The following is a 15640-nucleotide window of genomic DNA, read 5'->3' as shown; positions in this document are numbered from 1 at the left end:
GTCGGGAGCCGTAAGGTAGAAACGGAAGTTGGGAGTTGGGCACCCGCCGACGGGGTTTCTCAGCCTCTATTGAGCCTACTCCCCCATCGTAGCTGGCTGGTAGCAAGCCAATTTGCCGTATTCCAGACGCCACTTGCAACGCCCGGCCGAGCAGGCGGCTCTTTCGCTGTGTTCACTCTATCCTTTTTTCGTGAATTTTCTGCGCTCCAGCGTACTCCTGCTCCTGGCCCTGCCGTTTGCGTCCAGCGCTTCACCGGCCCCGCTTACCGCTCGCGAAACCCGTAACCTCACGGCCCTCACCAAGCTGGTGGGCGACGTGAAATATTTCTACCCCAACCGCCACACCGCGCGCCTGAGCTGGGAAACGGTGCTGGTCCGCAGCATTCCGGCCGTGCGCCACGCCCGCACCGATGCCGCCCTGGCCCGCACCCTCGACAGCCTGCTGCGCCCACTGGCCCCGGAAATCCTACTTAGGCTACATACAGCGGCAGCGGAGTCGGAGCCGGCCGGCTTCGCGCCGATGGGTACGGGGCCGGTGTACTTCTGGGAACATCACAGCCTGGGACGCGACAAAGCCGGGCTGCCAGTGGTCCGGCTGATGTTGAAACTGGCGGGCATTCCCTACGCCAGCACCATTCGGGCGGCAGCGGGGGCAGCGGCCGACAGCCTGTTTCCCAACGAGCAGCGCCGGTACACGGCCGCCCTCACCGACTCCGTGCGGCTGGAATTACCGCTGGTGCTCACGGCAGCGCAGTACCGGCAGCGGCTTTCGTACCACCTGGGGCGGCGGGTGCGCCGGCTTTCGGCCCGCACGCCGGAGCATCGACTGGCCACCATTATGCTGGTCTGGAATGTGCTGCAGCACTTTTACCCCTACCGCGCGGTGCTGGCGCGGGCCCAGTGGGAAGCGGCCCTGGGTCCGGCGCTGCGGCAAGCCGCCCCGGCCACCACCGAAGCCGAGCTGCTGGCCGCCTGCCGCACCCTGCTGGCCCGCCTGCCCGACCGGCACGTGGCCATCGGCCCCAAAACCCGCACCGGCCTGCGCATCGTGGAGCCGCCGTGGGCGCTGCGGCTGGTGCTGGCCGAAGACCAAGTGGTGGTGGTGCAGCAGGTACCGCCCAGGCTGCGGACCCAGGTGGTGCCGGGGGACGTTGTCACGCACGTGAACGGCCGACCGGTGGCGCACTGGCTCGATTCGCTGCAGCTGATGCAGCCCGCTACCACGCCGGCAGTAGCCCGCCAGCTGGCCACCGGACAACTTCTCTCCCAGCTGGCCGCCGCGGCTCCGGCAGCTACGTTCACACTCCGCGACTCGCTAGGCCACAGCACCTGCCTCCGCTGGGCGTTCCGGCAGTTGCGGGGCAGCTTGTACCAGCAGCTGCCGCCAGTGCGGGAAGTTGCGCCCGGCCTGGTGTACCTGGAGGCGGCCCGCCTGCGCTACGCCGATTTCCGGCGGGCCCTGCCGCAGCTGCAAGCCGCCCGGGGCGTGGTAATCGACCTGCGCCAGCGCCCGCACTACGACCTGTTGCGCATTCTGCTTCATTTCAGCCAGCAGCCGCTAATTTCTGACAGTCTGACCATGCCGATGCTGCGCCAACCGAACTTTGAACACCCAAAATTTTCAGGGGAGCAAGCCGCGCGGAAGCCGCCTCAGCTACCATTTATTGCGGCACCCAAGGTATTTCTGACAGGCCCGCATACCTACAGTTACGGCGAAACTATTACCGAGCTGGTGCGGCGGCACCAGCTCGGCCTGCTGGTAGGCCAGCCAACCGGCGGCACCAACGGCGAAATGAACTTTGCGGCCATCGGGCGGGCCTTTCTGCTGAGCTGGACGGGCCGCCGCGTGGTATCCCGGGGGCAGCCTTACCAGGGCACGGGGCTCACGCCAGATCTACTGGTAGTGCCTACCCGCCGGCAGTTGGCCCGGCAGCAGGATGCCGAGCTGCTGCAGGCACTGGAATGGCTGCAGCAAGCCCCGCCGCCCAGGTAAGCAGCTCTTACCCGCGGCAGTTGGCAGCTAAAAGGCCATTTCGGACGTAATTATCCAACCGCTTACCCAAGCAGCTACTCTCTCTTTTCTGCTCCACCATGCCCCGCAACTTGCAACGCTTCCTCGACGCCCAGCAGCGCGACTACGCAGTAGCCCTGGCTGAAATACAAACGGGCCGCAAGCGCAGCCACTGGATGTGGTACATCTTCCCCCAGATGCAGGGCCTGGGCTACAGCGAAACGGCCCGGTTCTACGCCATCCAGAACCGGCAGGAAGCTGAAGGCTACCTGCGACACCCCGTGTTAGGCCCGCGTCTACAAGAAATCAGCACGGCACTGCTGGCCTTGGAAAGCACCGACGCTACCCGCATCATGGGCAGCCCCGATGACGTGAAGCTGAAGTCGTCGATGACGCTGTTTGCCGCGCTAGAAGGCGCACACCCGGTTTTTCAGCAGGTACTGGATAAGTTTTTTGCGGGTGCATCGGACGCCAAAACGCTGCAGATTCTGCGGCAGCATCCGTAGTGGCCGGTGCTGCCGGGACGGCAAACGACAAAGACCCCGTCATGCTGAGCTTGCCGAAGCATCTCTACCGCTTTGCCTGCATGGCATTGCCACGGAGCGGTAAAGATGCTTCGACAAGCTCAGCATGACGTTCTAGTAAAAGCGTTTTCCTATTGCCAATCACCCCAAAACCGCCTCAATCTGCTCTAACTCCTCAGGGCTGAACTGCAGGTTGTCCAGGCAGCGGAGCGAGTCGGTGAGTTGCTCGGGTTTGCTGGCCCCGATGAGCACGGACGTGATTCGCTCGTCGCGCAGAATCCAGCTGAGGGCCAGCTGGGCTAGGCTTTGGTTGCGCTGCTGGGCCAACTCGTTGAGCTGACGAATCTGACTGAGACGAGCTTCGGTGAGCTGGGTTTCGGTGAGGAAGCCTACGCCTTTAGCCACCCGCGAATCGTCGGGGATGCCGTGCAGGTACTTGTTGGTGAGCAAGCCCTGGGCCAGCGGCGAAAACGGGATGCAGCCTACGCCTTCCTGACCCAGCAAATCCAGCAGGCCGTTTTCCGGGCCGCGCTCGAACATGGAATATTTGGGCTGGTGAATCAGGCAGGGCGTGCCCAGCTCGCGCAGGATGCGGATGGCCTCGGCGGCCTCCCGGGGCGCGTAGTTGCTGATGCCCACGTACAGGGCCTTGCCCTGGCGCACCACGTGGTCGAGGGCGCCCATGGTTTCCTCCAGGGGCGTTTCGGGGTCGGGGCGGTGGGAGTAGAAGATGTCCACGTAGTCCAGCTTCATGCGGCGCAGGCTCTGGTCGAGGCTGGAGACGAGGTATTTGCGCGAGCCCCATTCGCCGTAGGGCCCCTCCCACATGTGGTAGCCGGCCTTGGTGGAAATCACCAGCTCGTCGCGGTAGCCGCGGAAATCCTGCTTCAAAATGCGGCCGAAGTTGGTTTCGGCCGAGCCGGGCGGCGGGCCGTAGTTGTTGGCCAGGTCGAAGTGGGTGACGCCCGAGTCGAAGGCCCTGTGCAGGATGGCGCGGAAGTTCTGCAGCACGTCCACGTCGCCGAAGTTGTGCCAGAGGCCGAGCGACACGGCCGGCAGTTTCAGGCCGCTGCGGCCAATGCGGCGGTAAGGCATGTCGGCGTAGCGGCCGGGGCTAGGTTGGTAGAGCATGGTGGTGGTGGTGGTGGCAGGAATAAAAGAGGTGGATTTTGGCAGGGAGAGCCTCAAACAGGTTGTTCCAGTATCTGTTTGAGGTCGCGCAGGCGGCCGCGCACATTTAGCTGAAGCACGTATCTGGCAAGCCCGGACAACAACCGCAGAGGTCCGCGCAGAGCGAAGGAGTAGGTGAACGTGGCTTCGGTAAGCTCAGGTTCAAGCGCCGCAAAGCGCCAGGAGCCCACAAAAGCGCTGAACAGACCGGCGGGCCGCGTCAGCTTGATGGCCACTACGCGAGGCGCGTTGAACGACACGTATTCGGTTTCCATGCCGATGCCGTGCTTCGATACGCACCATGATTTTACCCCCAGCCCCGCCGCCTCCGCCCCATCAAGCAGCACCGCTTCGCGCAGAAACGTGTCCCATTTCAACCGTTGACCGTAGTCCTGGGTATAGTCGAACACCACCTGCTGGGGGCGGGCAATGCGGATTGATTCCGTGAATTTATGCAGTTGCATGCTCGGCATTGCGTTGGATGGAATTCAGCAAATAACGCTGAAACAGGTATAACACGGCCGTTATCGGCCCCAGCAGCACCCAGCGCAGGTTGCGCTGGACGCTGTATTCGGTGCGGAGGGTTAGCCGGGTCACGCCCGCTGCTTCCCGCAACTCGTAGGCCCCGGTGAGCATGCGAAAGATGCCAGCCGACAGCTCGAAAAGATAGCCCACCCGAAACCCGGGCTCGGGATTAAAGCGGAAGGAATAGTACGTGTTCGGCTCCCAGCGCAGCAACTGCTGCTCAAACTTTTTGCCGTTGGCAAAATATGCCGTGCGGCTGCCGCCGGCCCCTTGCGTCAGCAGCTCGGCCCGGAGCGGTTTGGGAATATCCAGCAGCCGGAACAGCATCGGGTCGGCAAACTGGTCGAGCTGCACGTTGGTAATGTGCTCCCACACCACGGCTGCGGGGGCGGCAATGGAAACGTCCGATTCAATTACCCGAACTGTATGCGCTGCTTGCATGAGCTGGTTTTATGGGTCAGGAGCCTGGAGCAGTTTTCGAGTTTGCATACCGTAGCGCGAACTTGGCAGTTCGCTTACCCGCACCGTTCGGCTGGCTGCAAACGGCGCGGAGACGCGAACTACCAAGTTCGCGCTACTCTGTCCTACACGATGCAAGGTAGTACGTTGCGGCGCCGACAATTGCTGACCCGCTGGCCGCTTTCCGCGCCCGATGCCCTACATTAGGCAGCAGGACCATTTTCTGCTGCCGATGACACCTAACCCAACTGCCACCGCGCCGGCCCTGAGGAAAGTGCTCCGGCCTCTGCACCTGTGGGCGCTGGCCGTGGGGCTGGTGATTTCGGGCGAGTATTTCGGGTGGAACTACGGCTGGGCGGTGGCCGGGCCGGTGGGGTTTCTGGTAGCTACGCTGCTGGTGACGGTGCTCTACGTGACGTTCATTTTCAGCTTCACGGAGCTGACCACAGCCATTCCGCACGCGGGCGGGCCGTTTGCCTACTCCTACCGCGCTTTCGGACCGCTGGGCGGGTTGGTGGCCGGCTACGCCACGCTGGTGGAGTTTCTGCTGGCCCCGCCGGCCATTGCGCTGGCGCTGGGCAGCTACGGCCACTTTTTGCACCCGCAGGTGCCGGTGCTGGGCACGGCGCTGGTCTGCTACGCGGTGTTCATCGGCCTGAACCTGCTGGGCATGAAGGAGTCGGCGCGGTTCTCGTTGGTGGTGACGCTGCTGGCCGTGGCCGAGCTGGTGGTGTACATGGGGCTGGTGGCGCCGAGCTTCCGGGTCAGTAACTTTCTGGCCCATCCGGTGCCGCTGGGGGCGGCGGGCGTGTTTGCGGCCCTGCCATTTGCCATCTGGTTTTACCTGGCCATTGAGGGCGTGGCCATGGTAGCGGAGGAAGTCGAAGACCCCAAAAAGACCATCCCGAAAGGCTACCTCTACAGCCTGGGCACGCTGGTGGTGCTGGCCCTGGGCGTGATGGTGCTCACCGGCGGCGTTACGGACTGGCGCACCCTCAGCCGCATCGACTACCCCCTGCCCGAAGCCCTGGCCGTGGTACTGGGCCGCCACAGCCGGCTTACCCAGCTGTTTGCCAGCATCGGGCTTTTTGGGCTGGTGGCCTCGTTTCACGGAACCATCATCGGCTACTCGCGGCAGGTGTTTGCCCTGGCCCGCAGCGGTTACCTGCCCGGGTTTCTGGCCCGCGTACACCCGCGCTTCCAGACGCCGCACTGGGCCCTGGTGGCCGGCGGCGTGGTGGGCGCGGCGGCTTTGCTTACCGGCACCACGGCCCAGGTGATTGTACTGTCAGTACTGGGCGCGGTGGTGATGTACGCCATTAGTCTGCTGAGTTTGTTTGCCCTGCGCCGCCGCGAGCCGCAGCTGGAGCGGCCCTTCGTGGCTCCGTTCTACCCCTGGTTTCCGCTGCTGGCCTTGGCCCTCACGCTGCTGAGTCTGGGGGCCATTGTGTACTATAATGTGTGGCTGAGCGTGGTGTTTTTCGTCGGGCTGGGCTTGGCGCTGGCGGTGTACGTGCTGCTGGGCCGGCATCGGCGGCCGGTGCCAGCCGTTCAATGGGGCGCCTCACGGGACCCCTCCGGGGCTGCCCCCCTCTCCGAAAAAGGAGTGGGGGAGCCAGACGACTTACTTTATTGAAGGCGGGTTGAATTCGTATTCAGCTAAAAGCTAGAAATTACAGCTAGAGCCCCCTCTCCTTTTCGGAGAGGGGGTCGGGGGGTGAGGCGACTAGAGCTAGAACCCCGTTCAACGACGAGACGCGAGGTGTCGTGTCTCTACATCTGCCAGAACGATTCTCGCTACTCCTTACTACCTACTCGCTACTAACACCATGTACCGCCACACCATCCGCCAGCGCACCTACACCTTCCCGGACCTACGGACGCTGCTGGCGCGCGCCTCGCCCCTGCGCTCCGGCGACCAGCTGGCGGGCGTAGCGGCCGAGACCTACGAGGAGCGCGTGGCCGCCCAGTACGCCCTGGCCGACGTACCGCTACGCCAATTTCTCACCGAAGCCCTGGTGCCCTACGAGCAGGACGACGTCACCCGCCTCATTCTCGATACCCACGACGCGGCGGCCTTCGCGCCTATCGGCCACTTCACCGTGGGGCAGCTGCGCGACTGGCTGCTGTCGGAGGCGGCGGACACGGCGGCGTTGCAGGGCCTCGCTCCCGGCCTCACGCCCGAAATGGTGGCCGCCGTGAGCAAGCTGCTGCGCAACCAGGAGCTGATTGGCGTGGCCCGGCGCGTGGAGGTAATCACGCGGTTTCGCAATACACTGGGGCTGCGCGGCCGCCTGGCTACCCGTCTGCAGCCCAACCATCCCACCGACGATGCCCGGGGCATTGCCGCCAGCCTCGTGGACGGCCTGCTCTACGGCAGCGGCGACGCGGTGCTGGGCATTAACCCGGCCACCGACAGCCCCCGCGCCATCCGTCAGCTGCTGGAGCTGCTCGACGGCGTGCGGGAGCAGTTCCAGATTCCGACTCAGACCTGCGTGCTCGGCCACGTCACCACCACCCTGGAGCTGATTCGGCAGGACGCGCCCGTGGACCTCACGTTCCAGTCCATCGGCGGCACCGAGGCCACCAACGCCAGCTTTGGGGTAAGTCTGAGCTTGCTGCGGGAAGCCCACGAGGCCACCCTGAGCCTGCACCGGGGCACGCTGGGCCAGAACGTCATGTACTTCGAAACCGGCCAGGGCAGCGCCCTGAGCGCCAACGCTCACCACGGCCTCGATCAGCAGACCTGCGAAGCCCGCGCCTACGCCGTGGCCCGGCAGTTTCGGCCGCTGCTGGTGAATTCGGTGGTCGGCTTCATCGGCCCCGAGTACCTCTACGATGGCAAGCAGATCATCCGGGCGGCCCTGGAAGACCATTTCTGCGGCAAGCTGCTGGGCCTCCCAATGGGCGTGGACGTGTGCTACACCAACCACGCCGAAGCCGACCAGGACGACATGGACACGCTCCTGACGCTGCTGGGCGTGGCCGGCTGCACCTTCATCATGGGCATCCCCGGCGCCGACGACATCATGCTCGGCTACCAGTCCACCTCCTTCCACGACGCCCTCTACCTGCGCCAGGTCCTGGGCCTGCGCCCCGCCCCCGAGTTCGAAGCCTGGCTCCAGCGGCAGGGGGTTTTCGGGGAGCAAGGCCAGCTGCTCCCGGCGTCAGCGGGGCACCGGCTGCTGGGCGCGGGCGGGCTGGGCCGTTGATGAATGGCGCTGTTATTCCGCACAGTTGTAGAGACGCAATATCTTGCGTCTCTACAGCCGTATCCTTCCCTACACTCCCTATGACGCAAAAAATCCGTTCCCTCCGGCCCTTCATCGGGGCCAAAGACTACGCCGTTTCGCGCCGCTTCTACAGTGCCTTTGGCTTCACCGAAACCGTCCTGTCGCCGGCTATGTGCCTGTTTACGCTGAGAGGCGTGAGCTTTTACCTGCAGGATGCCTACGTGGCGGACTGGGTGGACAACACCATGCTGTTTCTGGAAGTGGAGGATGCGGAGCAGTACTGGCAGGAGCTGACGGCGCTGGATCTGCCCGGGCAGTTTGCCGGCGTCCGGTTGCTGCCCGTGCAGCACGAGCCCTGGGGCAAAGAGTGCTTCGTCCACGACCCCGCCGGTGTGCTGTGGCACATCGGCGAGTTCACTAAAGGCTAGCACTGTTCGATAACATCCAGAACGTCATGCTGAGCTTGCCGAAGCATCTCTACCGCTTCGTTGAAATGCCCCTGACGAAGCGGTAGAGATGCTTCGGCAAGCTCAGCATGACGTTCTGGAAGGTTCAATCATCATTCTCTTACCCAAACCCAGCTCATCCCGACCCTATGACTGCCCAGGATATCATCCACCATCTGCACCTGACGCCCCACCCAGAAGGCGGCTACTACCGCGAAACCTACCGCGCCGCCGACACCCTGACCAGCGCAGGGGGGCACACCCGCAACGTGAGCACGGCTATTTACTACCTACTCGAAAACGAGGACAAGTCGCACTTCCATCGCATCAAGTCCGATGAGTTGTGGTTTTTCCACCAGGGACAACCACTGGAAATCATCCTGCTGACGCCCGGCCAGCCCACCCGCCTCGTGCTGGGCAGCGACTTCAGCCGCGGCGAGTTACCGCAGGCCGTCGTGCCGGCCGATACGTGGTTTGCGGCCCACCTGCCGCACCGCGCCGGCTTCGCGCTGGTCAGCTGCACCGTGGCCCCCGGCTTCGACTTCGCCGATTTTGAGCTGGCCGAGCGGGCGGCGCTGGTCGCGGAGTTTCCGCAGGCGGCGGAAGTGGTGGAGCAGTTTACCTAGCATTACCGCTATGAGATATTACAAACGGTACTGGGAAGAAACCACCGGAGATATAGCTACCGACAATTGGGGCACTTCCTGTTTTTATTTCGAAACAGATGAGCAGCTATGTGTTCAAAGACAGTTACAAGTCTTTGGAAATGGGCAGGTACTAAAATATGATATAAACTATGTGGAGGATAAATTGGGAGGACTTTCTGAAGCACCTCTTGATATAGATTTTGTTCCCTATGAAATCATAAAAGAAGAATTTGAGCAGCACTAGAATTCTTCGAATTACAAGCAGTTTCCTGAAATAGTCATTACTGAAAATTGCCTGTGGGGCCAACCGCGACTAGAAAACCGACGATTGGCAGTCGGTGATATTGTAAGTCAGATTGATATAAACTCGACCATCTATGAGGCGCTGCAGGATTATGAAATCACACTGCAGCAAGCCAGACAAGCTTTACACTACTGCCGAACGTTGCAATGTGTGAAAGACAAGCCTATAAAATTCTGTCATAACTGCACGCTACGCGTTCAGCAGGAAGGCGAGGCTGACGGTGATGAACAAGATAACTGGAAGCGAGCAGACAGGCTTTTCAGAGAGTATTTTCCTTAATCACTACTCAATATGACATGAAGCTAGAATTCCTAAATGACATAAGTGCTGGTGGCGAATTTAACGGTGTTGTGACAGACCAGCTTATTCGACTATACGATTTTGATCAAAACGAGGCATGTCAATTTCGAGATAATATTATCAGAAAAATCATGCTTGACGCTGCTCCTATATCCCTGGCATCGATGGACTTCATTCATTCCATCAATTGCCGTCTGACGCTGGAAGTAACCCCTGAATCCATCGGTATTATCTCCGCCGACAACTATCAATTCTTCTGCCGCTTAACCAAAGGAGAATATGAGAACATGATTCGTCTTTTAGAGCCCTTCTGCGCAGGGAATCTCGACGCATATCAATGGCTTTACGATATTGATACACCCATTGAATTCCTGTTTTCGCCCGGCGGCGGCTGGTAGCCCGTGTAATGATGCCTGAACCCTCCGTATTCCCCGACGACCCCTGGGCCGGCTTGCGCGCCTACACCGCCGCCCGCATTGCCCTGGGCCGCACCGGCAGCAGCGTGCCGCTGCGGGAGGCGCTGGCGTTCCGGCTGGCCCACGCCCACGCCCGCGACGCCGTGTACTCCATCCTCGACCTGCCCCGCCTCACCGCCGGCCTGACGGCCCTCGCGCTACCGGCGCAGTCCGTGCGCAGCCGCGCCGCAACCCGCGAGCAGTACCTCCAGCGCCCCGACTATGGCCGCCAGCTAACCCAGGAGTCGCGGCAGCTGCTGCAGGACGCTTCGGCTCCCGAAGCCGCTGACGTAGCCCTGATTCTGGCCGACGGCCTCTCCGCCACCGCCGTGAACGAGCACGCCCTGCCCCTGCTGCGTGAGCTGCTGCCGAAGCTACAGCAAGCCGGCTTCCGCCTCGCGCCCGTGGTGCTGGCCGAGCAGGCCCGCGTGGCCCTCAGCGACGAAATCGGGGAGTTGCTGGGGGCGCGGCTGGCGCTGATGCTCATCGGGGAGCGGCCGGGCCTGAGCGCCCCGCACAGCCTCGGGGCCTACCTCACCTACGCCCCCCGCCCCGGCCGCACCGACGAGGCCCGCAACTGCGTCTCCAACATCCGCCCCGAAGGCCTCCCCTACGCCGCCGCCGCCGACAAGCTGTTTTACCTGATCCATGAATCATTACGCCGCCAGCTCTCGGGCGTGGCGTTGAAGGATGAAACGGGGCTCTTGGGCGAGTGAATAAGCAATAACGAGTGAAAACAGCACGTCATGCTGAGCTTGCCGAAGCATCTCTACCGCTTCGTTGGGTTCCATTTACCTTGGACACACATTACATCTACTCCTATATGAGCGAGGTTTGGGTATTTCACGGAGCCGGCAGCCGTTTCACCAGCGGCATATTCACTTCCCGGCAGCAGGCAGAAGAGTTTATCCAGCAGTATCAATTGAGCGGCATCCTCACTAAATATCCGTTGGGAATCAGCGCCTATGACTGGGCGCAACAGGAAGGCATTTTCCAGCCAACCAAACCGGAGCAGTACACTACGGGCTTTATCCAGCGCTTCACATCGGCCAGCCAGGAACACTACCACTATGAGGACGGCAAGTGTGATGCATGAGCAACCCAAGCGGCGCTTTTATCTGCTCATTTGCGAAGCGGCCACCGGTATTGTGCTGATGCAGGACTGCATGACCTACTTCCAGAACCTTACCGGCACAACTGCGGTGCCGTACATAGAGGTTGATGTTAATGATGAGGAAGCAGCCCGGCGTCGGGCCACAGGTATCCTGATCATGTATCCGAAAGTAGAGGTAACCATCTACGATGAGCACATGCGCTACATAACAACGTTGCCAACCGCTGACTGACCAACGGCTCATTCCCAAAATCCTCCCGACCTTCGGCCACCTTTTCCCCGGTTTCGTTGTTAGAAACCAACCCTACAATAGAACCCAAGCTGTTGGCTGAACGACCTACCTATACCGAACCTTACGCCCTCGAAAAGGAGCTGCGCAAGGTGCAGGCCCTCATGAAGCTCGAGCAGCAGGAGGACCTCGAACAGTTCAAAATCAAAAGCGCCCAGGCCACCATTGCCGAGCGCCAGAAACGGGGCCTCACCTGGTACCCGGTCAAAATCACGAAGGAAGACATCGGCTTCGGCGGCAAGCTCGTCATTGAGCTGGAACGCCAGGGCAATACCAGCGGGCTGCACCTGTTTCAGGTGGGCAAAAATGCGGCCCTGTTCGGCAACATCCCCGGCCGCTCGGGCTCCGACCGGCCCACGCTTTCGGGCGTGGTCACCAGCGTCAAGCGCAACAAAATCCTGCTCGCGACCACCAAGGAAGACCTGCCCGACTGGGTGGACGAGGGCAAGCTGGGCGTGGACCTGACCTTCGACGAGGTGAGCTACCGCGAAATGGAGTATGCCCTGGGCAAGGTGATGGGTGCCTACGACTCGCGCCTGGCTGAACTGCGCGACGTGCTGCTGGGCGCCAAACCGGCCCGGTTCCGGCCCGAGGCTGAGGCTACGCTCTACTACCCCTCGCCCCTCAACGAGAGCCAGCTTTCGGCCGTGCGCCACGTGCTGGCGGCCCAGGACGTGGCCATCATTCACGGTCCGCCCGGCACCGGCAAAACCACCACCCTTGTGCAGGCGATTCTGGAAACCATCCGGCGCGAGCGGCGGGTGCTGGTGTGCGCCCCCAGCAACACGGCCGTGGATTTGCTGACGGAAAAGCTGGCCGAGCGCGGCGTGAACGTCATCCGGATGGGCAACCCCTCCCGGGTGTCGGATTTGCTGCTGCAGCACACGCTGGACGCCCAGATTATGGCCCACAAGAGCTACGCCGAGTTGCGCAGCCTGCGCCAGACTGCCGAGCAGTACCGGGAGCAGGCCGGCAAATTCAAGAAGCATTTTGGCTGGGAGGAGCGGGAGCAGCGCCGCCTGCTGAAAGAGCAGGCCCACCAGTTGCTGCAGGAGTCGGACCAGCTGGAGCGCTACATCACGGAGGATCTGCTGGAGCAGGTGCAGGTGATTACGTGCACGCTGGTGGGCGCCGGCAACCGCGCCATCCGCCACCTCACCTACGAAACCGTGTTCATCGACGAGGCCGCCCAGGCGCTGGAGCCGGGCTGCTGGATTCCGATTACGAAGGCGAACCGCGTGGTGCTGGCCGGCGACCATCAGCAGCTGCCGCCCACCGTGAAGAGCGACAAGGCGGCCCGCGACGGTCTGCGCGAGACGCTGTTCGAGAAGTGCATCGTGCGTCAGCCCGACACGGCCCGCATGCTGCAGGTGCAGTACCGCATGCACGAGCAGATTATGGCCTTCAGCTCCGAGCAGTTCTACGACGGCAAGCTGCAAGCCGCCCCCACCGTGGCCCACGCCGACCTACCCGACTACGACCTGCGCTTCGCCCCCGACATGGCCGTGGAGTTTCTGGATACGGCCGGCTTCGGCTTCCAGGAAATCACCATCGAGGAAAGCCGCTCCACGGCCAACCCCGAGGAAGCCGACCTGCTTCTCAAGCGCCTGGCGCAGCTGTTGGAGCCCTACGACCAGGCCGACCACGAAGCCGACCTGCTCACCATCGGGGTCATTGCCCCCTACCGCGCCCAGATCAACTACCTCAAGGACGCCATCGAGGAAAACGACGAGCTGGTGGGCCTCATGGAGCACCGCATGCTGAGCGTGGGCACCGTGGACTCGTTCCAGGGCCAGGAGCGCGACATCATTGCCATCAGCCTCACCCGCAGCAACCCCCAGGGCGAAATCGGCTTTCTGAGTGACATCCGCCGCATGAACGTGGGCATGACCCGGGCCCGCCGCAAGCTCCTGCTCGTCGGCGACTCCAGCACGCTCGGCAGTCACCCGTTCTACAAGGCCTTCCTGGATTATGTGGAAAGCATCGGGGCCTACCGCACGGCTTGGGAGATGCAGTAGGCGAACGGGAGTACGCCACGTCGTGCAAGGAGTCAGCCTCTGCCCCTAACCGGATGTCTACAGGCCTGCGCCACCTCCGGGAAAGCCGAAATATTATAAGCCCGAAAACGCCGCCACGGGCCAGCTTTGGCGGTTATGGGTTCGACTAATCCGGGCTAATTCCGTAACTAGCCTACTCAAACACATTCCTCACCCCCATGCTCCGGCGCGCCCGCGCCTACCCCGCATATGGCCCAAATCAGCGAAAACAAAGTCGTTACCATCACCTACGACCTGAGCGTAACCGACGAAAATCAAGAGAAAGTCCTCGTAGAATCGGCCGAGGAAGACGCGCCGATGGTGTTCCTGTTCGGCCAGAGCGGCCTGCCCGACGAGTTCGAGCGCCAGCTCAGCGGCAAAAACCCCGGCGACTCGTTCACCTTCTCGCTCACCCCCGAGCAGGCCTACGGCGAGTACGACGAGCAGGCCGTGGTAGAAATCCCCAAGAACGTGTTCGAAATCGACGGCCAGATTGACGGCGAGATGCTGCAGGTCGGCAACTTCCTGCCCATGGCCGACAACCAAGGCCACCACATGCAGGGCAAAGTGGTCGAAATCGGCGACTCGGCCGTGAAAATGGATTTCAACCACCCCCTGGCCGGCATGGTCATGCACTTCGACGGCAAAGTAGCCGAAGTCCGCGACGCCACCCAGGAAGAAATGGACCACGGCCACGTACACGGCGAAGGCGGCCATCAGCACTAGGTTTCTCGGCTTTCTGCTAAGCAAAAAGAGCGACTCGTCAGGGTCGCTCTTCTTGTTTTATAGGGATGATAACGAGACGCAAAGTATTGCGTCTCGTCATTGCTGACGTTGATTGATCTGCGCAATACCGGTCGTTCAACGACGAGACGCAAAATATTGCGTCTCTACATCGTTCCAGCATCAGCACGCCAAAGGCTTCGGCTACTACTCCCTGCCTGACGTCCAATACTCACACAACCACCTTAACGCCAACCCTGCACGGATGCACCGCCGAAAACGCTTCTATTGACGGCGGGCGTGAAGATGGCGTAGGGAAAGGCCGGGGCTGGCGCGCTGGCTTCGTGCAGTTGCTGCAGGTGCGCCGGCGTCAGGGGCAGGTCGAGGGCGGCGAGGTTGGTATGGAGCTGCGTGAGCTGGCTGGCCCCCAGGATGAGCGAGGTGATGCCGGGCTGCGCCAGCGCCCAGGCCAGCGCCACCTGGGCCGGGGGCCGGTTTAGCTCGGCGGCTACGGCCTGCAGCACCGCCAGAATCTGCCAGTTACGGTCGGTGAACTTGCTGTCCTGAAACGGATTGGGACCGGCGAGGCGACCTTCGCCCTGCGCTTTGGTGCCCGGGCCGGTGGCGCGCTGGTATTTGCCGGCCAGAAACCCGGCCGCCAGCGGGCTCCAGGGCGTTATGCCCAGTCCACACTCGCGGGCGGCGGGCATGTATTCGTGCTCGATGCTACGCTCCACCAGCGAGTATTCCAGCTGCAGGGCAATGGGGCCCGGAATGCCGTGGGCGGCGGCCAGCGTGGCGGCCTTGGTGGCGTACCAAGCCGGAATATCGGAGAAGGCGAAGTAGCGGATTTTGCCCGCCCGCACCAGGTCGCCGAGGGTCTGGAGCACCTCTTCCGCGGGTGTCACCATGTCCCAGACGTGCAGCCAGTACAGGTCCACGTAGTCGGTCTGGAGGCGGCGCAGGGAGGCTTCCAGGGCCTGGTGGATGTTCTTACGGCCGTTGCCGCCGCCGTGCGGATTGCCCGGCTGCCCGCTATGAAACCCCGATTTGGTGGCCAGCACCAACTGGTCGCGCAGCTGCCCTTCGGCCACGTAGCGGCCCACCAGCTCCTCGCTGCGCCCCTTGGCGTACACGTTGGCCGTATCAATGAAGTTGCCGCCAGCCTCCACGTAGCCCCGGAAAATGGCGGCAGATTCTTCATCTGAAGAACCCCAGCGCGGGGTGCCGAACGTCATGGTGCCCAACGCCAGCGGGCTCACCACTAGGCCCGAGCGGCCCAGGGTGCGAAAATCAGTCAGTTGCATAGGAAAGGGGGTGGAAAGTGTAGCCGTCAGGGAAGATGGGAGCATCTAGTGGGAGCAGCAGGAACGAAGTAGAGACGCAATATTTTGCGTCTCCCCG

The 15640-nt window shown here is 62.3% G+C and carries 18 protein-coding genes; 14 read left to right on the top strand and 4 right to left on the bottom strand.

What is annotated here, in order from left to right:
• The first annotated feature begins 190 nt into the window (after nucleotides 1-190).
• Nucleotides 191-1993, top strand: a complete 1803-nt coding sequence (locus EI293_RS09660) for a S41 family peptidase (protein ID WP_125436964.1) — start codon at nucleotides 191-193, stop codon at nucleotides 1991-1993.
• A gap of 98 nt (nucleotides 1994-2091) precedes the next feature.
• Complete coding sequence (locus tag EI293_RS09655) at nucleotides 2092-2517, top strand: DUF1810 domain-containing protein (RefSeq protein ID WP_125436962.1); 426 nt, start codon at nucleotides 2092-2094, stop codon at nucleotides 2515-2517.
• Nucleotides 2518-2676: 159 nt separating this feature from the next.
• Here EI293_RS09655 and mgrA read toward each other — a convergent pair whose 3' ends face one another.
• Genes mgrA through EI293_RS09640 form a run of 3 tightly spaced genes read right to left on the bottom strand, consistent with a single transcriptional unit; the run spans nucleotide 2677 to nucleotide 4671 of the window.
• A complete protein-coding gene (gene mgrA / locus EI293_RS09650) occupies nucleotides 2677-3666 on the bottom strand; it encodes an L-glyceraldehyde 3-phosphate reductase (protein WP_125437175.1) in 990 nt (329 codons plus the stop codon).
• A gap of 53 nt (nucleotides 3667-3719) precedes the next feature.
• Entirely contained in the window at nucleotides 3720-4169 is a 450-nt protein-coding gene (locus EI293_RS09645) for an SRPBCC family protein (protein ID WP_125436960.1), read from the bottom strand.
• The gene (locus tag EI293_RS09640; RefSeq protein WP_125436958.1) at nucleotides 4156-4671 is read right to left on the bottom strand and encodes an SRPBCC family protein; all 516 of its coding nucleotides are present in this window, start codon (nucleotides 4669-4671) and stop codon (nucleotides 4156-4158) included. Before EI293_RS09640 ends, EI293_RS09645 begins: the two co-directional genes overlap by 14 nt.
• Nucleotides 4672-4921: 250 nt before the next feature.
• On the opposite strand from EI293_RS09640, the gene eat reads away from it, so the two are divergent.
• The 12 genes from eat to EI293_RS09580 all read left to right on the top strand — a co-directional run bounded on the left by eat (nucleotide 4922) and on the right by EI293_RS09580 (nucleotide 14239).
• Complete coding sequence (gene eat / locus EI293_RS09635) at nucleotides 4922-6325, top strand: ethanolamine permease (RefSeq protein ID WP_125437173.1); 1404 nt, start codon at nucleotides 4922-4924, stop codon at nucleotides 6323-6325.
• Between the two features lie 193 nt (nucleotides 6326-6518).
• Nucleotides 6519-7901, top strand: a complete 1383-nt coding sequence (locus tag EI293_RS09630; protein ID WP_125436956.1) for an ethanolamine ammonia-lyase subunit EutB — start codon at nucleotides 6519-6521, stop codon at nucleotides 7899-7901.
• An 80-nt stretch (nucleotides 7902-7981) separates the two neighbouring features.
• Complete coding sequence (locus EI293_RS09625) at nucleotides 7982-8350, top strand: VOC family protein (protein ID WP_125436954.1); 369 nt, start codon at nucleotides 7982-7984, stop codon at nucleotides 8348-8350.
• A 167-nt stretch (nucleotides 8351-8517) separates the two neighbouring features.
• Complete coding sequence (locus tag EI293_RS09620) at nucleotides 8518-8994, top strand: cupin domain-containing protein (RefSeq protein ID WP_125436952.1); 477 nt, start codon at nucleotides 8518-8520, stop codon at nucleotides 8992-8994.
• Nucleotides 8995-9004: 10 nt separating this feature from the next.
• Nucleotides 9005-9259 (top strand): hypothetical protein, encoded by a 255-nt coding sequence (locus tag EI293_RS09615; protein ID WP_125436950.1) that lies wholly within the window; start codon nucleotides 9005-9007, stop codon nucleotides 9257-9259.
• 30 nt (nucleotides 9260-9289) lie between these two features.
• Entirely contained in the window at nucleotides 9290-9598 is a 309-nt protein-coding gene (locus EI293_RS22640) for a DUF433 domain-containing protein (RefSeq protein WP_125437171.1), read from the top strand.
• Between the two features lie 17 nt (nucleotides 9599-9615).
• A complete protein-coding gene (locus EI293_RS09605; protein WP_125436948.1) occupies nucleotides 9616-10017 on the top strand; it encodes a hypothetical protein in 402 nt (133 codons plus the stop codon).
• 11 nt (nucleotides 10018-10028) lie between these two features.
• Nucleotides 10029-10790, top strand: a complete 762-nt coding sequence (eutC, locus tag EI293_RS09600; protein WP_125436946.1) for an ethanolamine ammonia-lyase subunit EutC — start codon at nucleotides 10029-10031, stop codon at nucleotides 10788-10790.
• A gap of 14 nt (nucleotides 10791-10804) precedes the next feature.
• Complete coding sequence (locus tag EI293_RS09595; RefSeq protein WP_211339533.1) at nucleotides 10805-11170, top strand: DUF7710 domain-containing protein; 366 nt, start codon at nucleotides 10805-10807, stop codon at nucleotides 11168-11170.
• The gene (locus EI293_RS09590) at nucleotides 11145-11420 is read left to right on the top strand and encodes a hypothetical protein (RefSeq protein ID WP_125436944.1); all 276 of its coding nucleotides are present in this window, start codon (nucleotides 11145-11147) and stop codon (nucleotides 11418-11420) included. The genes EI293_RS09595 and EI293_RS09590 overlap by 26 nt, the downstream gene beginning before the upstream one ends.
• A gap of 92 nt (nucleotides 11421-11512) precedes the next feature.
• Nucleotides 11513-13495 carry an AAA domain-containing protein gene (locus tag EI293_RS09585; protein ID WP_125436942.1) on the top strand — a complete coding sequence of 661 codons (1983 nt, stop codon included), beginning with the start codon at nucleotides 11513-11515 and terminating at the stop codon, nucleotides 13493-13495.
• 228 nt (nucleotides 13496-13723) lie between these two features.
• Complete coding sequence (locus tag EI293_RS09580) at nucleotides 13724-14239, top strand: FKBP-type peptidyl-prolyl cis-trans isomerase (RefSeq protein ID WP_125436940.1); 516 nt, start codon at nucleotides 13724-13726, stop codon at nucleotides 14237-14239.
• Between the two features lie 242 nt (nucleotides 14240-14481).
• On the opposite strand, the gene EI293_RS09575 is transcribed toward EI293_RS09580, so the two are convergent.
• Nucleotides 14482-15543: an aldo/keto reductase gene (locus EI293_RS09575; RefSeq protein WP_125436938.1), complete on the bottom strand. Its 1062-nt coding sequence runs from the start codon at nucleotides 15541-15543 to the stop codon at nucleotides 14482-14484.
• Nucleotides 15544-15640: the final 97 nt, after the last annotated feature.

The organism is Hymenobacter perfusus, from assembly GCF_003944765.1.
In the GTDB taxonomy this organism is placed as follows: Bacteria; Bacteroidota; Bacteroidia; order Cytophagales; family Hymenobacteraceae; genus Hymenobacter; species Hymenobacter perfusus.
Note: the sequence above shows the minus strand (reverse complement) of the source record. Positions and strands in the feature narration are given on the sequence as shown.